Origin of the sequence: Nioella sp. (assembly GCF_964229645.1) — a bacterium.
GTDB lineage: Bacteria > Pseudomonadota > Alphaproteobacteria > Rhodobacterales > Rhodobacteraceae > Nioella.
The window spans coordinates 35,015-55,677 of sequence record NZ_CAXREX010000163.1; the positions used below are offsets into that span (position 1 = coordinate 35,015).

Sequence of the window (20,663 nt, forward strand, 5' to 3'; positions counted from 1 at the left end):
TCAGGAGCCTCTTACGGATTGGGCAAAGGGATGCATGGCGGTGAACCGGGCGCGCAGGATCAGCACGATGGTCACGACCGCACCAAGCTGATGCAGCAGCGCCAGCGCAAGGGGCGAGGAATGCATGACGGTCACGATCCCAAGGACTGCTTGCACGAAGATCATGCTGGCCGCGACCTGCGCTGCGCCCTTGACGCTGCGGTTGGCCGATTTGCGCGCGGCCATCAGGAGGCCAATGGCCATGGCAACCAGCACGTATCCCACGATGCGATGGATGAATTGCACTGTGCCCGCGTTCTCGAAGAAGTTCCGCCACAGCGGCTCGATCTGCCACATGTCGGGCGGGGTAAATCCGCCCGACATCAGCGGCCAGTCGGGGAACATGCGGCCCGCGTCGATACCTGCGACGAGCGCACCCAGAAGGATCTGCACGAAGGCCAGGTGCAAAAGCCCGGTGCTCATCCCCTTGATCTTGCCATCCGCGTTGCGCCGGGCCTGCATCAGCTCTGCCTCGTCGCGCGAAAGGCGCAGAACGAACCAGGCGATGATCGACAGGATCAGGAAGGCCAGCCCCAGATGCGTCGCAAGCCGGTAAGAAGCCACGTCGAGCATCCCTTCCTGCAATCCCGAATGCACCATCCACCAGCCGATCGCGCCCTGAAGCCCGCCAAGCCCGCCCAGAAGCACGAAGCGTCCGCTCCAGCCCGTTGGCATCCGGCTCGTGGCCAGCATGAATGCAAACCCAAGCGCCCAGACCAGGCCCACGGTGCGGCCAAGCTGGCGATGGCCCCATTCCCACCAGTAGATGAACTGGAACTCCGCCAGGCTCATACCTGCGTTTTGCAGCCGGTATTCATCGGTCTGCTGGTAGGCTTCGAACTCGGCCTGCCAGTCGGCATCCGACAGGGGCGGCAGCGCGCCCGAGATCGGCGCCCATTCGGTGATGGACAGCCCCGAATCCGTGAGCCGCGTCAGCCCGCCAACGGCGATCATCGCCACGACCATGACGAAGAGCACCATCAACCAGGCCCTGGCGAAGCGCCGCCCCCTGCCCCGTCCGGCGCTGAGCGCGCCCGGCGTTGCCGCGGGTTTCTGCGTTTCGGTGACCTCTTCGAAGATGCTGCGCTTTTCGGCCATGCCTCGGGCTCCTTAACTCGTCCCGCCAGACCTAGCCCCGCCATGCATGGGGATCAAGCGCCACGGCAAAGCGTCGCGGTCAGCCCCGTTCCTTCCAGCGCACCATCTGGCGCAGGACCCCGTGCAGCGTCTGCACATCGGCCCGCGTCAGCGGCAGCCGCGCCCACATGTTGCGCAGGTTGAGCCGCATGCTCTCTGCCTTGGCTTCGGGAAAGAAGAACCCCGCGTCGGCCAGGCGTTCCTCGAAATGATCGCCCAGTTTTTCCACTTCAAGCCCGCTTGCGAACTCGGTGCCCGCCAGTTCCATGACTTCTGCCACGATCTCTTGCGTCGCACGGCGCCATTCATAGGCGGTCAGCAGCACGCATTGCGCAAGGTTGAGCGAGGCGAACTCGGGGTTCACCGGGACCGAGATGATCGCGTTGGCCTGCACGATATCCTCGTTTTCCAGCCCGGCACGTTCAGGGCCGAAGAGAACACCCACCTTGCCACCCTCGGCATGGATGGCGCGGGCCTGCTCCATCGCGCGTTCGGGCGTGACGATGGGCTTGGTCAGGCCGCGCTGGCGCGCGGTGGTGGCAAAGACATAGGTGCAGTCGCGCAGCGCCTCTTGCGTGGTATCAAAAAGCCCGGCCTGGTCCAGAAGCCGCCCCGCGCCACTGGCCAGCGCCACGGCGCGTTCATTGGGCCAGCCGTCGCGGGGGCTGACAACGCGCATGTGGTCGAGCCCGAAATTCCACATCGCCCGCGCGGCGGCGCCGATATTCTCGCCCATCTGCGGGCGCACCAGGATGAAGGCGGGTTGGGGATGCTTGCTGTCCATGGCCTGCCGCATAAAACCGGGGACCGCGCGATGCAAGCGCCCCATTGTGACCGCGCCTTGAACCCGCTATCACCGCCGCCAGACCCGGACGAGGAAAGACCCATGCCCCAGGACGCCCCCGAGCAGCCGCAGATCTACCTGATCACGCCGCCCACCTTCGAGATCGACGCCTTCGCGCCGACCCTTTCGGCGGTGCTGGACGGGGCCGAGATTGCCTGCCTGCGACTGGCCCATGCCTCGGCCGATGCCGACGAGGTGGCCCGAGCCGCGGATGCCCTGCGGATGATCGCCCATGAACGCGACGTTCCCATCGTGATCGAGAAGCATATCGGCATGGTCGAACGGCTTGGCCTGGACGGCGTGCACCTGACGGATGCCGCCCGATCGGTGCGCAAGGCCCGAAAGGAGCTTGGCGCCGACCCCATCGTCGGTGCCTTCTGCGGCGCCTCCACCCACGAGGGCATGACCGCCGGGGAAGTCGGGGCCGACTATATCGCCTTCGGTCCCGTGGGCGACAGCCCGCTTGGCGACGGCACCCGGGCCGAGGCGGACCTTTTCGCCTGGTGGTCGCAGATGATCGAGCTGCCTGTCGTTGCCGAGGGCGCGCTGACGGTTGATCTTGTCGCGCAACTGGCACCGGTGACAGATTTCTTCGCCATCGGCGCTGAAATCTGGAAGGCCGAGGACCCGCTGGCGGCCCTGAAGGCCATCACCGCGCCGCTGCGCTGAACCCCTCGCGGACTGCGGCTTCGCAAGCTGCGGCAAGCGCCTTGCGATCGGGGTAATCCGCCACCCGCAGCGGCGGGTGGTAGATCACGTAGACCGTTCCCTGTCGGCGCGCGGCCAGCACCTTGATCAGCCCATAGGCAAAATCCATGTCGCCCCACCACCCGTAAAAGCGCGGGTCTTCGCCCTCGGGCGCGTGATAGCGGACGGAAATGGGTTGGATGGTCAGGAAGTCGCGCAGTGTCTCGGTGGTGAAGGCCGCGAAGAGCGTGGACTTGAAGGGCAGCACGCGCTGGTTGTCGGTGCTGGTGCCCTCGGGGAAGAACAACAGGTGGTGCCCGGCTGCCAGACGCTCTTCGAAAACCTTCTGCTGGAGCTTCGCATCGCGCCTGTCGCGGCGGATGAAGACCGTGCCCGTCCCCCGCGCCAGCCAGCCGATCCCGGGCCAGGCATGCACCTCGGCCTTAGAGACGAAATAGATCCGCTTCGAGGCATTGAGCACGAAGATATCGAGCCAGCTGGAGTGATTGGCCACATAGGCCCCGCGCGCAGGGCTGGGAACGCCGCTGACGTTCCGCTTGAGCCCCATGATCCAACAGGCTGATATACAGACAAATTGCGTGATCCAGGGCGTGATCGGACGGCGATAGCCCCAGATCCATTTTTCCGGCACCCGCAAGATCAGAAGCGCGGGAAAACAGACCAGGTGAAGCACGAAAAGCGGCACCCCGCGCCCGGCGACACGCAACCATCCCGCCCATGTGATGGGCCGGTCCTCGGGCCAGTTGCCATCATCCCAATGCATCACCGGCGCGCCCCCTTGGCGTATAGCCCCCGCTGCTTTTCCGAGATCTGCTTCACGTTCATCAGAAGGCAGATATCGGTGGTGTTGAAGGGGCGGTCGATATAGGCGCCCTCGCCCACCACGCCGCCCATCTTGAGATAGCCCTTGATCAGCGCCGGGATCGCGCGCGCTGCCGAAACCCGGTCGAGCCGGGCTTCCTCGATCAGGTCCATGCGCTGGAAATGATCGGCGCGCGCGCGCACGCGGATGTCCTCGGGCGCAAGGTAGCGGTGATGCAGAAGCGAGAGGGGTTCGGCAAAAGCTGCCGCATCCGTGCCGTGGAACGACGCCACGCCGAACAGCAGGTCGATCCCGTGATCTTCCACGTATGCGGCCAGCCCGTTCCACAGATGGATGAGCGCAAGCCCACCCCGGTAGTCGGGATGCAGGCAGGACCGGCCAAGCTCCAGCAGCTTGAACGGCCCGTTCTTGAGCCGGGACAGATCGTATTCGTCGTCGCAGTAGAACTGCCCCGCCTCGGCGGCCTGATCCTCTCGCATCACCCGGTAGACGCCGACGCAGGGATTGCCCCCGCGGGAATGGTCCAGAAGCATCAGGTGATCGAAGAAGGGATCGAAGCGGTCGGCTTCCAGCCGGCGCGCGTGATCGACCATGTCGCCGTCGCCGCCAAGCTCCTGCACGAAGACCTCGTAACGCAGGTTCTGCGCGAGCCTCAGATCCTCGGCCCCCTGCGCAAGGCGTAATTCGAACTTGTCGCCGTCCATGCCCGGTGTCGTCCCGTCCTGCCTGTGCCTGCGCCTAAGCGATCGGCGGAAATATTGCAACGGGGCGTCCCGCGTTAGGAAAGCATTAACCGGCGGGGGCCTAGCGTATCGGGCAATGAACCAGAAGGGGATCAGAACTCGATGAGAAGGCCCACGTGCTCGCCGTTGATGACGACCTTACCCGCATTCTCGAAATTCACGGTGATGCGCCCACCTATATTGGACTGCACCTGCCCAAGCCCCCAATCGGGTTGGTTCGGGTGGCGCACCAGCATGCCCGGTTCCAGCATGGCGTTAAGGTCCTTTGACATGGGCGGGGGCCTTTCGTGATGGATGACCGGCATGACTTTGCGCAGGCCGTCCTGGCCGAACTGGTCGGGTCGCGGCTCTGCCACGATCTTGTAAACCCGCTTTCGGCAATTTCCAACGGGATGGAGCTTTTGCAGCTTTCCGGCGCGCCGCGCTCGCCCGAGCTTGACCTGATTGCCTCGGCCCTTGGGGATGCCATGGCAAGGGTGCGCTTTTTTCGCGTAGCTTTCGGGGCCGTGCGCGACGGGGAAACCCTGTCGGAACGCGAACTGGGCGATGTCATCTCAGAGGTCTATGCCGCGGGACGCCTGAACGTGCAGTGGGACGTGACCGGCGACCTGCCCCGACGCGAGGCAAAGCTGGCCTTCCTGATGCTGAACTGCGCGGAAACGGCCCTGCCCCTGGGCGGAGACCTCGTGATCAGCCGCGATGGATCCGATTGGGTCAGCAGCGGGCGCGGCCGGAAACTGGTGGTCGATGGCGTCCTTTGGTCGATCCTTGATCGGCCCGGTCTGGCGCCCGCGGCACCGCCTGCATCCCGCGTGCAATTCGCCATGTTACGGCAGGAATGCAACCGGTTGGGGGCGGGTCTGCTGGTTCGCTTCGACGAGGAAAACAGCGCCCTCAGCCTGCGCCTGTCCCGGCTTTAACCGACCGGGCGCAGCCCGGTCCGGAAACGGCGCATGTTCTGCCGGTAATGCTCGGCCGATTTCAGAAGCCCGGCCTGAGCGGCCTCGTCCAGCACGCGCACGACCTTGCCGGGCGTGCCCATGACCAGCGAGAAATCGGGAATGTCCTTGCCCTCGGTCACCAGGGCCCCGGCACCGATCAGGCACCCCTTGCCGATCCGGGCCCCGTTCAGGACAGTGGCCCCCATGCCGATGAGCGATCCGTCCCCGATCACGCAGCCATGCAGCATGGCCTTGTGACCGATGGTGCAATTGGCCCCGATCTGCAGCGCATAGCCCGGATCGGTGTGAAAGACGCAGTTTTCCTGAACGTTCGAACCCGCGCCCACGCGAATTTCCTCGTTATCGCCACGCAGGGTGCTGCCAAACCAGACCGAGGCGCCGGGTTCCAGCACGACGCGGCCAATCAGGTTGGCGTCGGGGGCGACCCAGCAATCCTCGGCGATCTCGGGCGCGATGCCATCAAGTTCGTAAATCACTGTTCATCCTCCTGGAATTCCGACTGAAGCCCGCGCACGAAGCCGACAAGCCCCGGCTGTTGCGGCTGGCGCAGGCGCTCGGCCGACACGATGGTCGTGAGCCGTTCAAAGGTGGCATCGAGATCGTCATTGACAAGGACGTAATCATAGCCGTCCCAATGGCTGATCTCGTCCCAGCTTTTCTGCATCCGCTTCTGGATCACATCCTGCGTGTCCTGTCCCCGGCTCACCAGGCGACGGCGGAGCTCGGCAATCGAGGGCGGCAGCACGAAGATGGACAGAACGTGGTCGCGCAGGGCGCTTGTCTTGATCTGCTGCGCCCCCTGCCAGTCGATGTCGAACAGCACGTCGCGCCCGGCCTCGATCGCCTCTTTCACGGGGCCCATGGGCGAGCCGTAGAAATTGCCGAAGACATGGGCGTGTTCCAGCATCGTGCCGTCACGAACCATGTCCTTGAACGCGGTTTCGCTCAGGAAGTGATAGTCTTTGCCATCCACTTCGCCCGGCCGTGCCGGCCGCGTCGTGGCCGACACCGAGAAGCTCAGCGTCGGGTCCCACTCCATCAACCGTCTGGCCAGCGTCGACTTGCCCGCACCAGAAGGCGAGGACAGGATGATGAGACGACCACGGCGGTTGTCGGCTTGGGGCATTGTCACTCCACGTTCTGGACCTGCTCGCGCATCTGATCGATCAGCACCTTGAGGTCAAGACCGACCTGGGTCAGCGTGGCGTCGCCCGACTTGGAACACAGCGTGTTGGCCTCGCGGTTGAATTCCTGCATCAGGAAATCGAAGCGCCGCCCCACCGGCCCCTCTGCCTCCAGAAGCGCCTTGGCCGCCGGCACATGGGCGTTGGCCAGGCGGTCAATCTCCTCGGTCACATCCGACTTCACCGCCAGAAGCGCCAGTTCCTGTGCAAGACGGTCGGGGTCTGCACCTTCGGTGTTGTCCAGAACTTTCTGCATCTGTTCGTGAAGCCGCGTCCCGGCAGCCTCGCGCCGGGCATCGGCCAGCGTCGCCGCTTCCTTGATCAGCGGTGCCATCTGGCCGATCTGACCCTGAAGCTTTTCATGAAGCGCCCGGCCTTCCTCGGCGCGGGAGGCCAGGAAATCCGCCAGCAGCACATCGAACTCCGCCAGCAATGCCTCATCGGCGGGCAGGTCCGCCTGCGCCCCGGCACCAGCCATGACGCCCGGAAGGGTCAGGATGCGCACAGGGTCGGGGTCGGCCACGGGCAGGCCCTGCGCCTCGGCGGCGCGGCGCACATGCGAGAGCGCGCCAAGCACCGCAAGCAAGGCGGGCTCATCGACTTCGGCCCCACTTGTGCCAGCCTCTCGTGTCAGCCGCAGGCTGAGCGTGACCGAGCCGCGGCTCAGCGCCTTTTTCAGCCGCTCGCGCAGGGCAATATCCAGCCGTCCAAGTCCGTCGGGAAGGCGCAGCCGCATATCGAGCCCGCGTCCATTGACACTGCGCAGTTCCCAACTGCGCTGAAACCCCTCGGAGGCCACATCGCGGGCGGCATATCCTGTCATCGAATTAACCACTTAAGACTTTCCCCCCTGCTCGTCGAATTGTCCGGATGTTATTAAGAATTGGGTAAGGGTCTGAGCCCAAGCGTTAACACATCCAATCAGATGAGGCTATCGCAGGCGGGGCTGATCCGGGGGCATCAGGACAGGAGCACCGAGGAATGGACCAGGTCCGGACGATGTCGAACGTGATTCCCCTGTGGCGGCAACGGGACCCCAAGGGATGCCCCGTGGTGGCGCGTCTCGGGCAAATCTGGGAATCGCTGCGCCGCGATAGCGCCCTTCCGGATCGGGAGGCACTGACACCGGCCGCGCTGTCCGACATCCTGCCCAATGCCTTCCTGATTGACCGCGTCCGCCCGGGGCTCGTCAGGTTTCGCGTTGCCGGGCAGCATCTGTCACAGGTGATGGGCATGGATGTGCGCGGGATGCCCCTGCGGGCATTCATGGAAATTACGGATCGTAAGCGCCTGATGGAAAAGGTGGAATCAATTTTCGAGACCTGCGCACGCCTTGACTTGGACCTGGTTTCGGATGCGCAGGGCCGCGCCACCCTGACCGGGCGAATGGTTCTTATGCCCGTCACCGGCCCCGAGGGGGAAACCGACCGGGCGCTTGGCGTGCTTGTGACCGAGGGCCTGATCGGCCTGACACCGCGCCGGTTCCGCATTCGCCATCTGGCCCTGAGCCCGCTCGGCACCGATCCGGCCATAGCTCACGACCCATCCAGCCAGGACCCCGGAACCGCAGGGAGACCATCTTTGCGGGTGATTACTGGTGGCCTGGCCTGAAACGCATCCGGAAAACTTGACGGAATCGTTAACCCTTCTGTCCTGCGCTCCAGGGGGTTGGGTTAACGAAAACCGCCCCGGACCGTCATGGCCGGGGCGGTTCCTTTTAGGTGCCAGCGGTCAGATCAGCCGATCGCCTGGGCCGGGGTGCGGCCATCACGCGACAGCTCCTCGGCCACGAGGAAGGCCAGTTCCAGCGCCTGAGACGCGTTCAGGCGCGGGTCGCAGGCGGTGTGGTAACGATCCGACAGGTCCTCGTCGGTCACGGCCCGCACGCCGCCGGTGCATTCGGTCACGTCCTTGCCGGTCATCTCGAAATGCACGCCGCCCGGAACGGTGCCCTCGGCGCGGTGAATGGAGAAGAACTCCTGCACTTCGCGAAGCACGCTGTCGAAGGGACGGGTCTTGTAGCCGGTGGCCGACTTGATCGTGTTGCCGTGCATCGGATCACAGGACCAGACCACGTTGGCGCCCTCTTCCTGAACGGCCTTCACGAGGCGCGGCAGGTGGTCGCCCACATTGCCCGCACCGAAGCGCGCGATCAGGGTCAGTCGGCCCGCCTCGTTCTTCGGGTTCAGCTTTGACATCAGCACCTTGAGGTCCTCGGCACTGGTGGTGGGGCCGCACTTCAGCCCGATCGGATTCTGAACGCCGCGGCAGAATTCCACATGTGCGCCATCGGGCTGGCGGGTGCGGTCGCCGATCCAGATCATGTGACCCGAGCCCGCAACCGGCAGACCAGAGGTCGAATCGATCCGGCACAGCGCCTCTTCATATTCCAGCAGCAGCGCCTCGTGGCTGGTGTAGAAATCCACGGTGCCGAGCGTATGCGCGGTCTGGGAATTCAGGCCGGCAGCGGTCATGAAGTCGAGCGCGTCGGAAATCCGGTTGGCCATGTCACGGTAGCGATCAGCATCATCGGCATCGGTAAAGCCAAGCGTCCATGAATGCACGCGATGGATATCCGCGAAACCACCCTGGCTGAAGGCGCGCAGCAGGTTCAGCGACGCGGCGGCCTGGGTATAGGCTTGCAGCATCTTCTGCGGGTTGGGAATGCGCGCCTCGGGGGTGAAGTCGAGCTCGTTGATGATGTCGCCACGGTAGGAGGGCAGTTCCACCCCGTTCTTGACCTCGGTCGGGGCGCTGCGCGGCTTGGCGAATTGCCCCGCCATGCGGCCCACTTTCACCACCGGGACCTTGGCCCCGAAGGTCAGCACGACGGCCATCTGTAACATCACCTTGTAGGTGTCACGGATGGAATCGGCAGAAAATTCTGCAAAGCTCTCGGCACAGTCGCCGCCTTGCAACAGGAACGCTTCGCCGCGCGACACGGCGGCCAGCTGGCTGCGCAGCTTGCGGGCTTCACCCGCGAAGACGAGCGGCGGATAGCTGGCAAGCTGAGCCTCGACTGCCGCCAATGCCTCTGCATCGGGATAGTCGGGCATCTGAACTCGGGGCTTTTGTCTCCAATCCGATTTCGTCCATGCCTGTGCCATAAGCGCATCTCCTGTAAGGTCCGGGGGGTCTTATAAGGGGGCTTCGCGGTCGGGCCAATGCGAAAATCGATGATCGGGGGGATTGCGCTGCTGAAAAAATGGTGGTTTCGCTAGGGAAGCGGCCCACCTCCACCACTTCGGCCGCGCAGGAAAGGGAGCGGAATGGTCACCCTCTTGAATGGCGTTCCCCGCCAGCCGAAGAGATTTGTCTTTGTGCTGATGGACCAGTTCACCATGCTCAGCTTCGCTGGCGCGGTCGATGCGCTGCGGATCGCCAACCGGATCGGGGGCGGCAAGCTCTACGATATCAAATATGCCGGTGAAGGGGGCGAGGTCGTTGCCTCCAGCGCCAATTGCCGGATCGCGCTGGATCTCGATCTCGATGAACTGGAGCGCGAGGACACGGTCATTCTGTGCGGCGGTGTCGATGTGCAGAAGGCCACCTCGAAGCGGCTGATCAACTGGCTGCGGCGTGAGGCTCGCCGGGGTGTGGCCATGGGCGCGCTCTGCACGGCAGGCTACGCGCTGGCCAAGGCCGGGCTTCTCGATGACCGCCGCGCGACGATCCACTGGGAAAACCAGGACAGCTTTTCCGAGGAATTCGAAGAAGTCCGCCTGACCAAATCGGTCTTCGTGATAGACGGCAACCGGATGACCACGGCGGGCGGCACGGCGTCGATCGACCTGATGCTGACACTGATTGCCACGGATCACGGCGAGGAACTGGCCAGCCAGGTTGCCGACCAGATGATCTATACCTCGATCCGCACCGACCAGGATACGCAACGCCTGTCGATCCCGACCCGGATCGGCGTGCGTCACCCCAAGCTGAGCCAGGTCATCCGGATGATGGAACAGAACCTCGAAGAGCCGATCAGCCCCTCGATCCTCGCCCAAGAGGTCGGCATGTCCACGCGACAGCTGGAACGGCTGTTCCGCCGCTATCTCAACCGCAGCCCAAAGCGCTATTACATGGAATTGCGGCTACAGAAGGCGCGCAACCTGTTGATGCAGACCGACATGAGCGTGATCAACGTGGCGCTGGCCTGCGGATTCGCCTCCCCGTCGCATTTTTCGAAATGCTACCGGGCGCATTACGACACCACCCCCTACCGGGAACGTGGAACGCAGGGCGCCAAGGCGCATAGCTGATCAGGTCTGCCGGGTCCGCCCCATGCGCCCGCCCCTGCGTTTCGCGGCGGGCGGCCTGTCCAGACCTTCGCGCAGCACGGCACTCATCGGGTGGTCGGGGGCGTCCCTACCGTAGCGCTCGATCAGCGCAGCGATATGGGGCACCGGGTCGGGGTCTGCGAGGCTCAGCGCCCAATCCATGAAGATCGAACGGCATTCACCATCTGTGATCCCATCGATTCGGTAGGACTCACGGATCAGACCCTTGGGGTCGCTTGCGTCTTTCATCACGGCTGCTCCAGTTGCGGCGGGGTCGCCAGGGCCGTGTCGATGATAGCCGCGCATTGGGCGCGCAGGCTCTCCGATTTTGCGGCCAGATCGGCACTGTCTGCGACATCGGCCTCACGCGCGATGAACGCACGCCCGCCTTGCCCGATCTCTTCGAGGTCCAGCCTGCGATCGGTCAGAAGGCGCGTGGCGTGGTTGAGCCGCCCGTAAAGGTGATGCGCATTGGCCAGAACGCGCGCGTCGTCCGGTCCGATCCAGCCAAGCGATACGCCCGATTCCAGTTGCCCCGTCACATCACGCGCGGGCACCCCCGCGATGAGGGCGGCGGTTTCGGCCAAAAGCTCGATATCCTTCATCCGCCCCGGCCCCTCCTTGGCATCCAGACCCTCGCCCACGCGGCCCGCCGCGGCCAGTCTGTCGCGCATGTCCTGTGCATCGGCCACGACTTTCGCGGGGTCGCGCGATGTGGTCAGCACGTCCATGCGGATGGCCTCGACATCCGACATGAGGCTGGCATCGCCCGCCACGGGGCGCGCGCGCGTCAGGGCCAGGTGTTCCCAGGTCCAGGCTTCGGTCATCTGGTAATGACGGAAGCTTTCCAGCGAGGTCGCAACAGGACCCTGCCGGCCCGATGGCCGCAGTCGCATATCGACATCGTAAAGCTTGCCCTCGCCCGTGGGGGCCGTCAGCGCGGTGATCAGCGTCTTGGTGGCCTTGGCAAACCAGCCGCGCGGGTCGAGCGGACGCGGCCCGTCGGTAAAGTCGGTATCACCGGGATCGTAGATGACCAGCAGATCGAGATCGGAGCCCGCCGTGAGCCGCCCGGCCCCAAGGCTGCCCATGGCCACGACCGCTCCGCCGCGCCCCGGTGCGGGGCCGTGGCGACGCGCGGCTTCAGCGCAGACACGCGGCCAGAGCGCAGACAGGATCACCTCGGCCAGCATCGAGTATTCCGCACCGGCCTCCTCGGCATGGATCAGGCCGCGCAAATGATGCACGCCCACGCGGAAATGCCATTCCTTCAGCCAGCGGCGCGCGGCATTGAGAACGCCTTCGTAGTCGAGCCCGTCAAGTTCGGCCTCCAGATGCGCATCTAGATGCGCCCGATCAGGCCAACCGGCAAAGAAATCGCCCCCGATCACCGCGTCGAGAACGCCAGAGTTGCGAGACAGGTAGCGCGACAGCCCCGGAGCCGTGCCGCAGATATCGACGATCAAGTCCACCAGGGGCGGATTGGCCTGAAATAGTGAGAAGAGTTGAACACCAGCCGGTAAGCCCTTGAGAAACCCATCAAAATTCCCAAGCGCCTCTTCCGGGCGGGCGGTGGCGGCGAACCGGGCGAGCAGATCGGGCTTCAACCGCGCGAAGATGGCCTGCCCACGGGCCGAGCGCAGGGCCGGGTAGCCGGGCCAACGGGCAACGATTTCTTCCGCCTTTTCCGAGAGTTGCGGGGCCTCGGTGGCAGTTTCCTCGGGCTTGAAGAACGGCTCGCACAGGGCCTCGACCTCGACCAGCCGCCCCCGGAGATCGGCGCGAAACGCCTTCACGTCGCTTTCGCCGCAGAAATGGGCCAGCCGCTCGATCCCCTCTGGCGCATTCGGCAGGGCATGGGTCTGGGCATCGTTGATCATCTGCACCCGGTGCTCGATCTCCCTGTGCAGGCGGTAGTGCCGGATCAGCTTCTCTGCCGTCTCGCCCGCAATCCAGCCTTTATGTGCAAGCACGTCGAGCGCGGGCACCGTGCCCCGGCACCGCAGGTCAGGGTCGCGACCGCCAGAGACGATCTGGCGGGTCTGGGCGAAGAACTCGATTTCGCGGATGCCACCCGCGCCGAGCTTCATGTTATGCCCTTCCAGCGTGATCGGGCCGTGCAAGCCTTTGTGACGCCTTATCTTTTCCCGCATCTCGTGGGTATCTTGTATGGCCGCGAAATCCAGGTGCTTGCGCCAGACGAAGGGGGTGAGCGTATCCAGGAACCGTTCACCCGCCTTGATGTCGCCCGCGCAGGCGCGCGCCTTGATATAGGCCGCGCGTTCCCAGTTGCGGCCTTCGGCCTCGTAGTAGCGTTCTGCCGCCGCCATCGAGATGCAGACCGGGGTGACAGAGGCATCGGGCCGCAGGCGCAGATCGGTTCGGAAAACATATCCATCCCCGGTCACATCCGACAGGGCCGCCGCCATGCGGCGCGTGACCTTGATGAAACTCGCCCGCGCGTCCATTTCATCGCCCGGTTCATAGCGCGTTTCATCGAAAAGCATGATGAGGTCGATGTCGGAGGAATAGTTCAGCTCGCCCGCACCCATCTTGCCCATGGCAAGCGCCACCATGCCTGCGCCGGTGGCCGCATCCTCTTCGGTCGCGCCGGGAATCTTGCCGCGCCGGATTTCCGCACCCACGAGTTCACGCAGGGCCACGTCCACCGCCGCATCGGCGAAGTCGGTCAACAGCCCCGTGACCTTTTCCAGCGGCCAGACGCCGCCGAGGTCAGCCAGGGCCGCGTAAAGCGCCACGCGCCGCTTGAGCCGTCTCAGCCCCGGTGCCAGATCGGCGAGGGCCACGCTGCCCGTATCCAGCAAGAGCCCCCGGCGCACCTCGTCGGGATCCATCGTTAGGGCCTCGGTGATCCAGTCGCGCTCTTTTCCCATGAGGGACAGCAGATAGGGGCTGCATCCCCCTGTTCCCTCAATGAGCGGGCGCAAGTCCGGGGCAATCCCGGGCAGATGCGCCAGGGCATCGGCGCCCCTGTCGCGGTCGTGGGGAATGGGATGGCGGGTCAGGTGCGAAGCGAAGCTCATGCATCAAGTGATGGCGGGCGGCATGGGCAAGGTCAATTGCTTGCGCGTCGCAGGGGAAGCAGGCAACAAGGGTCCCAGAACGGGAGACAAGACATGAGCAAGAGCCTCAAGCGCGTTATCCGGGCCCTCGAAGAGGCTGGGCTACCCGCTGATGTGATGGAGATGGACGGCAGCACTCGGACGGCCGTTGAAGCGGCCGATCAGGCGGGCTGCGAGATCGACCAGATCTGCAAATCGGTGATCTTTCGCGGCGAAACCAGCGGCGAGGCGGTTCTGTTCATCACTGCAGGCGGCAACCAGGTGGATGCGGGCAAGGCCAGCGCGCTGGCGGGCGAGGCGCTTGGCAAGGCCGATGCGGGCCTCATCCGTGCGCAGACGGGGTTTGCCATCGGCGGTGTATCGCCCGTGGGTCATATAAACCCGATCCGGGCCTGGTTCGACCCGCGCCTGTCGGATTTCGAGAAGGTCTACGCCGCGGCGGGCACGCCCCGCCACATCGTGCCTGTCGCCCCGGCCGACATCCTGCGCCTGACGGGGGCCAAGGTGGCGGAGTTCACGACCGACTGACCAGGGCCAGCCCGTCAGAGATGCGCCAGGACCGAGCGTGCCGCGCGCAGGCCCGGCTGCTCGCCCCCGGCCCCGATCCGATCCATCGTCACGGCCATCGCGTCCAGCTGAGCGGCGCGCGCGCCTTGGTCCGTCAGCAAGCGTTCCAGCGCAGGGACAATCTTGTCGGCCTTGCAGTCCGGTGACAGGAAATCGGGTACATGGCGGGTATCAGAGACGAGGTTGACCAGCGTGACCGTATCAATCAGCGCAGCCCGCTTCATCAGGAAGAAGGACAGGCGGTTCATGTCGTAGGCCACGACCATCGGCGTGGCATTGGCCGCCAGTTCCAGCGACACGGTGCCCGAGGCCGCCAGCGCCACATCCGCCGCCCTGAAGGCCGCGCGCTTGTCGGCAATGTGGCTTTCGGGCGCTTCGGTGGGATCTAGAAGGATGGGCCGAACAGGCCAGCCTGCCACGGCTTCCCGCAGGATCAGAGCCACGTGGGCCACCGTTGGCAACACCGCCTGAAGCCCCGGCACGCGCGCGGAAAGACCAGCCAGAACCTCACCGAAGACAGGCGCAAGGCGCGCAATCTCGCTGCGGCGCGACCCGGGCAACATCAGCAGAAGCGGGGCATCGGGGGCAATGTCATAGCGGGCGCGGAAATCCGCAGCCTCGGCTTCGCTCGCCACCGGTTCGCCTACCACCGGATGACCCACGAAATCGCAGGTCATGCCCGCGGCTTCCATGTAGGGTGGCTCGAAGGGCAGCAGAGCCAGGACGTGGTCTATGGATCGTGCCATCCTGGTCGCGCGGCCCGGGCGCCACGCCCAGACCGAGGGGGCCACGTAGTGCATGGTGCGGATATGGGGCGCGGTTTCGCGCACCTGCCGTGCCACGCGCAGGCAGAAATCGGGGCTGTCGATGGTCACAAGCGCATCGGGGTTCAAGGCAATGACCGCCTCGGCCGCCTGACGCTTGCGCGCAAAGAGGTGGCGCAGCTTGGGCAGCACTTCGGCCAGCCCCATGACCGACAGTTCCTCCATCGGAAAGATGCTTTCCAGCCCCTCGGCCTTCATCAACGGCCCGCCGATCCCGTGAAAGATCACATCGGGGTTCAACGTCTTCACCCCTGCCATCAGCGCCGCCCCGAGCCGGTCGCCCGACGGTTCCCCGGCGATGAGGAAGAGGCTGAGCGTCATGGCGCGGCCCAGAGCGTGATGCCCGCGGCCTCGCAGGCGTCGAGCGTGGCCTCACGATCCAGGATCAGCACTCCGCCAGCCCCGATCTCGATGCCAGACAGTCCGGCCTCGGCGGCCTTCATGATCGTCGCGGGGCCGATCACGGGCGTGTCCATGCGCAGGTCCTGGCCGGGCTTGGGCCGCTTGACCAGCACCCCGCCCGAGCCCGGCAGCGATACCCCGACGAAGCGCAGCATCGCGTCGGTGCCTTGCAGGGTCTCGATCCCGATCACCTGCCCCTTCGCGGCGATGGCACCCTGCCCCACATCGAGCGGTCCGAGCGCCTCCAGAACCGCACGCGCGCGCGCGGCATCGCGTGTTTGCGCGTCGGTCGGGTTTCCGCAGATCGGGCCTTCGGAGGCGGCTAGATCGGGCCGCAGGTCGAGCGCCCCCAGAACCTTGAAGCCCTGTTCCTCGAAAATCTCAGCAACGGTGCGCAGCAATGCGTCATCGCCCTGCATCATCGCGCCCGCCACGCGCGGCATCAGCGCCATGGTCTCGGCATCCATCAAAGAGGGATCGAAGGCCGGACGGCTAAGGGCCCCGGCGAAGGCCAGTTCCGCAATCCCTGCCGCCTTGAGGTCGGCAAAGAGCGTGCCTAGCCGTTCAAAGCGGGCCTCGATGACCGGCGTCTCCAGCGGATCGCTGTCAACACCGGCCAGCCGCACCAGATGGGCGGGCCCGGCCTGCAGCAACAGCCCCGGCAAACGCCCCGATCCGGCAATGATCGCGCGCGCCATCGGCTTAGCCCGGGGTCAGGAAAGACCGGTCGGTCTCGCCCATGATGAAAGTGACGATCTGCTGCACATGATCGGAATCGGGGCTTTCTTCGGACAGGCGCCGGGCGCGGTCCATGAAGGTGCCCTCGCCCTGAGCCAGCTGCTGAAAGGCCGCGCGCAGCGCGGTGATCTCGGCCCGGTCGACACCGCGCCGCTTGAGACCCACCAGGTTCAGCCCATCGAGCTGCCCGCGCGGCCCCTGCACCAGCCCGTGCGGGATCACGTCATTGGTCACCATGGACAACGCGCCGATGATGGCGCCTTGGCCGATGCGCACCCATTGGTGGATTCCGCAGAGCCCGCCGATGATCACGTCATCCTCGATGACGCAGTGCCCGGCCACGGCGGCGGAATTGACCACGATCACCCGGTCGCCGACCTGGGCATCATGTGCGATATGACACCCGGCCATGAACAACCCGTCATCGCCTATTCGGGTTACACCACCCCCGCCCTCGGTGCCGCAGTTCATTGTGACATGTTCGCGGATACGGTTACGCTTGCCGATCACGAGGCGCGACTTTTCTCCCCGAAATTTCAGGTCCTGGGGAATCTCGCCGATGACGGCGAAGGAAAAGATCGTGGTTTCATCCCCGATCTCGGTCCGCCCGGTCACGACCGCATGGGGCTTGAGCACCACGCCGCGCCCAAGCACGACCTCGGGGCCAACCACGCAGAAAGGCCCGATCTTGCAATCGGGGCCGATCACGGCCCCTGGTTCGATCACCGCCGATCCGTGGATCTCGGCGCTGGCATCAATGGCCATTTGGCTCACTCCTCGGCGGGCAGGTCCATCATCGCGGTAAACTCGGCCTCACAGGCCAGTTCGCCTTCCACCTCGGCGCGACCCGAGAATTTCCACACCTTGCCACCGGGCTTGCCGCGAAGCGCGGTCACATGCAGTTCCAGCACGTCACCCGGCCCCACCTTGCGGCGGAACTTCACCCCGTCGATGCCCATGAAGTAGACCAGCAGGTTCTTGTCGGCCAGGTCGGCCGACACGCCCACCATGATGGCTGCGGTCTGGGCCATGGCCTCGACGATCGTCACCCCGGGCATCACCGGCACGCCGGGGAAATGGCCCTGGAAATGCGGCTCGTTCATGGTGACGTTCTTGATGCCCACGGCGCTCTTGAACGGAACGATATCGCGCACCTTGTCGACCAGAAGGAACGGGTAGCGGTGCGGGATGAGCCGTTGGATCAGCTCGATATCGGCGGTGGTGGGCGTTTCAGCCGTCATGGGCAGCGGTCCTTCTTGTAATCCGCAATCGGGATAGCAACTCGGGCCCTGTCGGACAAGCGGCGGTTACGGGGCCGACTGGCCGAGCTGTTCGAGAATGGGCCGGTCTCCGCCGTCACCGAGCAGCGCGTCGATCCGCTCCAGCGCCGCTTCGGTGATATCCGCGCCTTCGGCGGCATAGAGCACCACGCGGGAATCGATGACGGCAGAAGCACCACGGTCCTGCAACAGCTCGCGCAGGATCGGTGTCGTCAGTTCGATGAACGCCTGCCGGGCCCGGTCGGCCAGCGCCGTCAGCGTGCGCAACCTGGCAGATTGGGCGGCTCGGATTTCCTCGACCCTCTGGTCGAATTCATCTGCCAGGGGGCGAAATTCCTCGGCGCTCATGGTGGCGCGCATCTCGGTCAACTGGCGCTCTTCTTCCAAAAGCGCGGTCTCGATTTCGCGGTTCTCGGCGGCAAGCTCGGCGGAAGCGGCTTCCAGTTCCTGCTGGACGCGCTGGCCGAAGAGCGATTCCGCGAACACACGCTCCTGGTTGAGAATGACGACACCCGGCCCGTCGAGCTGGCCAAAGGAGAGCGGCTGAGCCCCGGCGGCCACCGTGGTCAGGCCAAGGGCCAGAACCAGAGCGGCGGCACGCCGGACGCAGAGCATCATGGATCCGTCAGAAGCGCGCTTCGACGGTGAAGTCGAAACTGCGGGTCCGGTCATAGACTTCCTGGTCCAGCACGTGGCTGAAGTTGAAGCGCAGCGGGCCAATCTGGGTATCCCAGAAGATCGAGAAACCGACCGACTGGCGCCAGTGCAGATCGTCATCAATTATCAATCCAGCGGTGTTATCAAGCCCCCATACGGAACCGATGTCATAGAACAGACCACCGGTTACACCGTATTCCTCGGGCAGGCCGATCGGGAAAGCGGTTTCAAAGCGCGCGGCGACGTAGAAATTACCGCCCAGACCATCTACCTGGGTGCCGGCATCGGTCAGATCGCGCGGGCCGATGCCGTTGCTTTCAAAGCCGCGCAGCTGGCGCGTGGACAGGGCAAAGCGGTCTGCCCGGCGGCTGTCGCCGTTCAGCATGTTCAGCGCGCCGCCTTCGACAGTGGCCCGCAGAGACACCTCTTCACGCATGATCGTGGTTTCGGCGGTGGCAGTTGCGGTGGTGCGCACATATTCCACGTCGCCCCCGAGACCCGCGAATTCCTGGCCGAAGCGCAGGCTGACCCCGGCATTGGGGTTCAGGCCGGTGCCGATGGTGCTGAAGAAGTAGTTATACCCCACAGCCGAGGTGATGAGATCGCCTGCATCGTTCTGCAGAATGATCGAAGAGGCCGGCGGCACGTTGGAAATGCCATCCTGCGAGATCCGGTAGAACAGGCCCAAGCGGCTGAATTCGCTGAGCGGGAAGCTGAAGGACGGGCGGAAGCCGGTGTTCTGCGTGTCATAGCTCGCGTTCTGCCCGTCGGTGGTGGTGTGATAGGCATCCAGAGTCAGGGCAACGTCACGACCCATGAAGGCAGGCTCGGTGAACGAGAAGCTGAAGCTGCGCGATTCACGTGCGGTGTCGAGCGAGAAGCTCACGGCCTGCCCACGACCCAGGAAGTTGCGTTCAGAGAAGCTGAGCGCAAGACCCACACCGGCATCGGTCGAGTAGTTCACGCCGAAGCCGAGCGAGCCGGTGGGCTGTTCCACGACGTCCACATCGACGATGACCTGGTCGGGGGCCGAGCCGGGGCGCGCCTCGACGGATGCATCCGCGAAGAAGCCAAGCGCCCGGATCCGTTCCGCGCCCTGGCGGATTTCGCGCGGGTCGAGCGGATCGCCCTCGGCGCTGCGGAACTGGCGGCGGATCACGCGGTCGAGCGTGGTGGCGTTGCCTTCGATGTCGATGCGTTCCACGAAGACCCGGTCACCGCGGGAGATGACGAACTCGATATCCAGCGTCAGGTCGGCGTCGTTGCGGGTCACGCGCGGCTCGATGCGGATGAAACGCAGGCCCATCTGGCTGGCGAGGTTTTCCATCCGGGTGATGGTGTTATCCACCAGGCGCGGCGAATAGGTCACGCCTTCGCGACTACGGATGGTTTCGTTGAAGGGTTCCGCATCCACGTCGGGCAATTCACTGACGGTGGTGATCTCCCCGAAAGAGAAGCTCTGCCCTTCACGGATATTGAAGGTGATGAAATAGGCGTTGCGTTCGCGGGCCAGTTCAGAAGTCACGCTCTGGATCGTGAAGTCGATATAGCCGCGATCGCGATAGAAATCGGTTAGCAGCTGCTGGTCGAAGGCCACCCGGTCGGCAACGAAGGTGTCCGATCCGATAAGCTGGCGGAAGATCCCGGCCTGCGTGCTTTCCAGAACCCGGCGCAGACGGCGGTCGGAAAACTCGCGGTTGCCCACGAAGGCGATACGCTCGGTTTCCACGACGCGGCCCTCGGTCACTTCGAAGACCAGGTCCACACGGTTTTCCGAACGGCGGATGATCACGGGCGTCACGGTTGCGGTCAGGCGGCCCTGCACCTGGTAGGCTTCGGTGATCGAGGCGGCATCCTGTTCGGCCAGCGACGGCGAATAGACGCGACGCGGCTGCGACCGGATCACCGTCAGCAGCAATTCGTCGTCGATGCGGCGGTTACCCTCGATATTGATGCGGTTGATCGTCGGGTATTCCTGCACGATCGCCACCAGGCGATTGCCGCGCGGATCGAGATCGACGCTCTCGAAAAGGCCGGAGTTCTGAAGTCGCTGGTAGGCGTCGTTGAGTTCGGCTGCGGTCAGCGTCTGGCCGGACTCGATCCCGAGGAAGGCGAGGATGGTTGCAGGATCGACACGATCATTGCCTTCGACCGCAAAACTGGTGAAGCGGTAGGTCTGTGCCTCCGCATCGGCCGGCTGAAGAATCAGCACCGAAACCGCCACCAGAAGAATCGCGCCCAAACGCCTTATTCCACTGGAAATACCAGCAATCACCGTCATCGTATCCGCCCCGCCAAGTAACCTAGCTTGCCAAAGCTCTACCGCTTGGGTGGGGTGATGTCAAAACGCGAGACCCCACGGTGTGGGACATTTTCCCAACCGTGGCACAAGATA

Annotated in this window: 22 protein-coding genes; 5 read left to right on the forward strand and 17 right to left on the reverse strand. The window is 64.7% G+C overall.

All coding sequences use genetic code 11. From position 1 onward, the window contains the following. Positions 1-1,137 (reverse strand): heme A synthase, encoded by a 1,137-nt coding sequence (ctaA, locus tag ACEQXV_RS10725; RefSeq protein WP_370269107.1) that lies wholly within the window; start codon positions 1,135-1,137, stop codon positions 1-3. 79 nt (positions 1,138-1,216) lie between these two features. Beyond that, the gene (locus tag ACEQXV_RS10730; RefSeq protein WP_370253285.1) at positions 1,217-1,960 is read right to left on the reverse strand and encodes an RNA methyltransferase; all 744 of its coding nucleotides are present in this window, start codon (positions 1,958-1,960) and stop codon (positions 1,217-1,219) included. Positions 1,961-2,062: 102 nt separating this feature from the next. On the opposite strand from ACEQXV_RS10730, the gene ACEQXV_RS10735 reads away from it, so the two are divergent. After that, positions 2,063-2,689, forward strand: coding sequence for a thiamine phosphate synthase (locus ACEQXV_RS10735; protein WP_370253286.1), 627 nt, complete (start codon positions 2,063-2,065; stop codon positions 2,687-2,689). Here the strand turns inward: ACEQXV_RS10735 and ACEQXV_RS10740 are convergent. The 3 genes from ACEQXV_RS10740 to ACEQXV_RS10750 form a co-directional block, all read right to left on the reverse strand. Then, positions 2,670-3,491: a lysophospholipid acyltransferase family protein gene (locus ACEQXV_RS10740; RefSeq protein WP_370269108.1), complete on the reverse strand. Its 822-nt coding sequence runs from the start codon at positions 3,489-3,491 to the stop codon at positions 2,670-2,672. The genes ACEQXV_RS10735 and ACEQXV_RS10740 overlap by 20 nt on opposite strands. Further along, entirely contained in the window at positions 3,491-4,255 is a 765-nt protein-coding gene (locus ACEQXV_RS10745) for a GNAT family N-acetyltransferase (protein ID WP_370269109.1), read from the reverse strand. Before ACEQXV_RS10745 ends, ACEQXV_RS10740 begins: the two co-directional genes overlap by 1 nt. Positions 4,256-4,386: 131 nt before the next feature. Then, positions 4,387-4,566: a DUF3553 domain-containing protein gene (locus ACEQXV_RS10750; protein ID WP_370253289.1), complete on the reverse strand. Its 180-nt coding sequence runs from the start codon at positions 4,564-4,566 to the stop codon at positions 4,387-4,389. Between the two features lie 18 nt (positions 4,567-4,584). On the opposite strand from ACEQXV_RS10750, the gene ACEQXV_RS10755 reads away from it, so the two are divergent. Continuing rightward, positions 4,585-5,214: a histidine phosphotransferase family protein gene (locus ACEQXV_RS10755; protein ID WP_370269111.1), complete on the forward strand. Its 630-nt coding sequence runs from the start codon at positions 4,585-4,587 to the stop codon at positions 5,212-5,214. Here the strand turns inward: ACEQXV_RS10755 and ACEQXV_RS10760 are convergent. Genes ACEQXV_RS10760 through ACEQXV_RS10770 form a run of 3 tightly spaced genes read right to left on the reverse strand, consistent with a single transcriptional unit; the run spans position 5,211 to position 7,263 of the window. Next, positions 5,211-5,732, reverse strand: a complete 522-nt coding sequence (locus ACEQXV_RS10760) for a gamma carbonic anhydrase family protein (RefSeq protein WP_370269112.1) — start codon at positions 5,730-5,732, stop codon at positions 5,211-5,213. The genes ACEQXV_RS10755 and ACEQXV_RS10760 overlap by 4 nt on opposite strands. Then, on the reverse strand, positions 5,729-6,382 hold the full coding sequence (gmk, locus tag ACEQXV_RS10765) for a guanylate kinase (RefSeq protein ID WP_370269113.1): 654 nt from the start codon (positions 6,380-6,382) through the stop codon (positions 5,729-5,731). Before gmk ends, ACEQXV_RS10760 begins: the two co-directional genes overlap by 4 nt. A 2-nt stretch (positions 6,383-6,384) precedes the next feature. Next, entirely contained in the window at positions 6,385-7,263 is an 879-nt protein-coding gene (locus ACEQXV_RS10770; protein ID WP_370269114.1) for a YicC/YloC family endoribonuclease, read from the reverse strand. A gap of 158 nt (positions 7,264-7,421) precedes the next feature. Between ACEQXV_RS10770 and ACEQXV_RS10775 the strand changes: the two genes are divergently transcribed. Then, complete coding sequence (locus ACEQXV_RS10775) at positions 7,422-8,051, forward strand: PAS domain-containing protein (protein WP_372525656.1); 630 nt, start codon at positions 7,422-7,424, stop codon at positions 8,049-8,051. A gap of 125 nt (positions 8,052-8,176) precedes the next feature. On the opposite strand, the gene ACEQXV_RS10780 is transcribed toward ACEQXV_RS10775, so the two are convergent. Next, a complete protein-coding gene (locus ACEQXV_RS10780) occupies positions 8,177-9,547 on the reverse strand; it encodes a class II 3-deoxy-7-phosphoheptulonate synthase (RefSeq protein WP_370269117.1) in 1,371 nt (456 codons plus the stop codon). A 162-nt stretch (positions 9,548-9,709) separates the two neighbouring features. Here ACEQXV_RS10780 and ACEQXV_RS10785 point away from each other — a divergent pair, with 162 nt between their 5' ends. Beyond that, positions 9,710-10,699, forward strand: a complete 990-nt coding sequence (locus ACEQXV_RS10785) for a GlxA family transcriptional regulator (RefSeq protein ID WP_370252054.1) — start codon at positions 9,710-9,712, stop codon at positions 10,697-10,699. Here the strand turns inward: ACEQXV_RS10785 and ACEQXV_RS10790 are convergent, their stop codons facing one another. After that, positions 10,700-10,966, reverse strand: a complete 267-nt coding sequence (locus ACEQXV_RS10790) for a hypothetical protein (protein ID WP_370269118.1) — start codon at positions 10,964-10,966, stop codon at positions 10,700-10,702. Beyond that, positions 10,966-13,761: a glutamine-synthetase adenylyltransferase gene (locus ACEQXV_RS10795; protein WP_370269119.1), complete on the reverse strand. Its 2,796-nt coding sequence runs from the start codon at positions 13,759-13,761 to the stop codon at positions 10,966-10,968. The genes ACEQXV_RS10790 and ACEQXV_RS10795 overlap by 1 nt, the downstream gene beginning before the upstream one ends. Positions 13,762-13,854: 93 nt before the next feature. Between ACEQXV_RS10795 and ACEQXV_RS10800 the strand changes: the two genes are divergently transcribed. Then, a complete protein-coding gene (locus ACEQXV_RS10800) occupies positions 13,855-14,328 on the forward strand; it encodes a YbaK/EbsC family protein (protein WP_370252050.1) in 474 nt (157 codons plus the stop codon). 14 nt (positions 14,329-14,342) lie between these two features. Here the strand turns inward: ACEQXV_RS10800 and lpxB are convergent, their stop codons facing one another. The 6 genes from lpxB to bamA form a co-directional block, all read right to left on the reverse strand. Beyond that, entirely contained in the window at positions 14,343-15,512 is a 1,170-nt protein-coding gene (gene lpxB, locus ACEQXV_RS10805; protein ID WP_370252049.1) for a lipid-A-disaccharide synthase, read from the reverse strand. Beyond that, complete coding sequence (locus tag ACEQXV_RS10810; protein WP_370269121.1) at positions 15,509-16,291, reverse strand: LpxI family protein; 783 nt, start codon at positions 16,289-16,291, stop codon at positions 15,509-15,511. The genes lpxB and ACEQXV_RS10810 overlap by 4 nt, the downstream gene beginning before the upstream one ends. A gap of 4 nt (positions 16,292-16,295) precedes the next feature. Further along, positions 16,296-17,096 (reverse strand): acyl-ACP--UDP-N-acetylglucosamine O-acyltransferase, encoded by an 801-nt coding sequence (gene lpxA, locus ACEQXV_RS10815; RefSeq protein ID WP_370269122.1) that lies wholly within the window; start codon positions 17,094-17,096, stop codon positions 16,296-16,298. Between the two features lie 5 nt (positions 17,097-17,101). Further along, positions 17,102-17,572: a 3-hydroxyacyl-ACP dehydratase FabZ gene (fabZ, locus tag ACEQXV_RS10820; protein WP_370252562.1), complete on the reverse strand. Its 471-nt coding sequence runs from the start codon at positions 17,570-17,572 to the stop codon at positions 17,102-17,104. Positions 17,573-17,638: 66 nt separating this feature from the next. After that, a complete protein-coding gene (locus tag ACEQXV_RS10825; protein ID WP_370252560.1) occupies positions 17,639-18,229 on the reverse strand; it encodes an OmpH family outer membrane protein in 591 nt (196 codons plus the stop codon). Between the two features lie 7 nt (positions 18,230-18,236). After that, positions 18,237-20,510 carry an outer membrane protein assembly factor BamA gene (gene bamA, locus ACEQXV_RS10830; protein WP_372525661.1) on the reverse strand — a complete coding sequence of 758 codons (2,274 nt, stop codon included), beginning with the start codon at positions 20,508-20,510 and terminating at the stop codon, positions 18,237-18,239. Positions 20,511-20,663 lie beyond the last annotated feature (153 nt).

Excerpts from the sequence above, each read along its gene's own strand:
- ctaA (WP_370269107.1), bottom strand. The coding sequence starts at position 1,137 with ATGGCCGAAAAGCGCAGCATCTTCGAAGAGGTCACCGAAACGCAGAAA.
- ACEQXV_RS10730 (WP_370253285.1), bottom strand. The coding sequence starts at position 1,960 with ATGGACAGCAAGCATCCCCAACCCGCCTTCATCCTGGTGCGCCCGCAG.
- ACEQXV_RS10735 (WP_370253286.1), top strand. The coding sequence starts at position 2,063 with ATGCCCCAGGACGCCCCCGAGCAGCCGCAGATCTACCTGATCACGCCG.
- ACEQXV_RS10740 (WP_370269108.1), bottom strand. The coding sequence starts at position 3,491 with ATGCATTGGGATGATGGCAACTGGCCCGAGGACCGGCCCATCACATGG.
- ACEQXV_RS10745 (WP_370269109.1), bottom strand. The coding sequence starts at position 4,255 with ATGGACGGCGACAAGTTCGAATTACGCCTTGCGCAGGGGGCCGAGGAT.
- ACEQXV_RS10750 (WP_370253289.1), bottom strand. The coding sequence starts at position 4,566 with ATGTCAAAGGACCTTAACGCCATGCTGGAACCGGGCATGCTGGTGCGC.
- ACEQXV_RS10755 (WP_370269111.1), top strand. The coding sequence starts at position 4,585 with ATGGATGACCGGCATGACTTTGCGCAGGCCGTCCTGGCCGAACTGGTC.
- gmk (WP_370269113.1), bottom strand. The coding sequence starts at position 6,382 with ATGCCCCAAGCCGACAACCGCCGTGGTCGTCTCATCATCCTGTCCTCG.
- ACEQXV_RS10770 (WP_370269114.1), bottom strand. The coding sequence starts at position 7,263 with ATGACAGGATATGCCGCCCGCGATGTGGCCTCCGAGGGGTTTCAGCGC.
- ACEQXV_RS10775 (WP_372525656.1), top strand. The coding sequence starts at position 7,422 with ATGGACCAGGTCCGGACGATGTCGAACGTGATTCCCCTGTGGCGGCAA.
- ACEQXV_RS10780 (WP_370269117.1), bottom strand. The coding sequence starts at position 9,547 with ATGGCACAGGCATGGACGAAATCGGATTGGAGACAAAAGCCCCGAGTT.
- ACEQXV_RS10785 (WP_370252054.1), top strand. The coding sequence starts at position 9,710 with ATGGTCACCCTCTTGAATGGCGTTCCCCGCCAGCCGAAGAGATTTGTC.
- ACEQXV_RS10790 (WP_370269118.1), bottom strand. The coding sequence starts at position 10,966 with ATGAAAGACGCAAGCGACCCCAAGGGTCTGATCCGTGAGTCCTACCGA.
- ACEQXV_RS10795 (WP_370269119.1), bottom strand. The coding sequence starts at position 13,761 with ATGAGCTTCGCTTCGCACCTGACCCGCCATCCCATTCCCCACGACCGC.
- ACEQXV_RS10800 (WP_370252050.1), top strand. The coding sequence starts at position 13,855 with ATGAGCAAGAGCCTCAAGCGCGTTATCCGGGCCCTCGAAGAGGCTGGG.
- lpxB (WP_370252049.1), bottom strand. The coding sequence starts at position 15,512 with ATGACGCTCAGCCTCTTCCTCATCGCCGGGGAACCGTCGGGCGACCGG.
- ACEQXV_RS10810 (WP_370269121.1), bottom strand. The coding sequence starts at position 16,291 with ATGGCGCGCGCGATCATTGCCGGATCGGGGCGTTTGCCGGGGCTGTTG.
- lpxA (WP_370269122.1), bottom strand. The coding sequence starts at position 17,096 with ATGGCCATTGATGCCAGCGCCGAGATCCACGGATCGGCGGTGATCGAA.
- fabZ (WP_370252562.1), bottom strand. The coding sequence starts at position 17,572 with ATGACGGCTGAAACGCCCACCACCGCCGATATCGAGCTGATCCAACGG.
- ACEQXV_RS10825 (WP_370252560.1), bottom strand. The coding sequence starts at position 18,229 with ATGATGCTCTGCGTCCGGCGTGCCGCCGCTCTGGTTCTGGCCCTTGGC.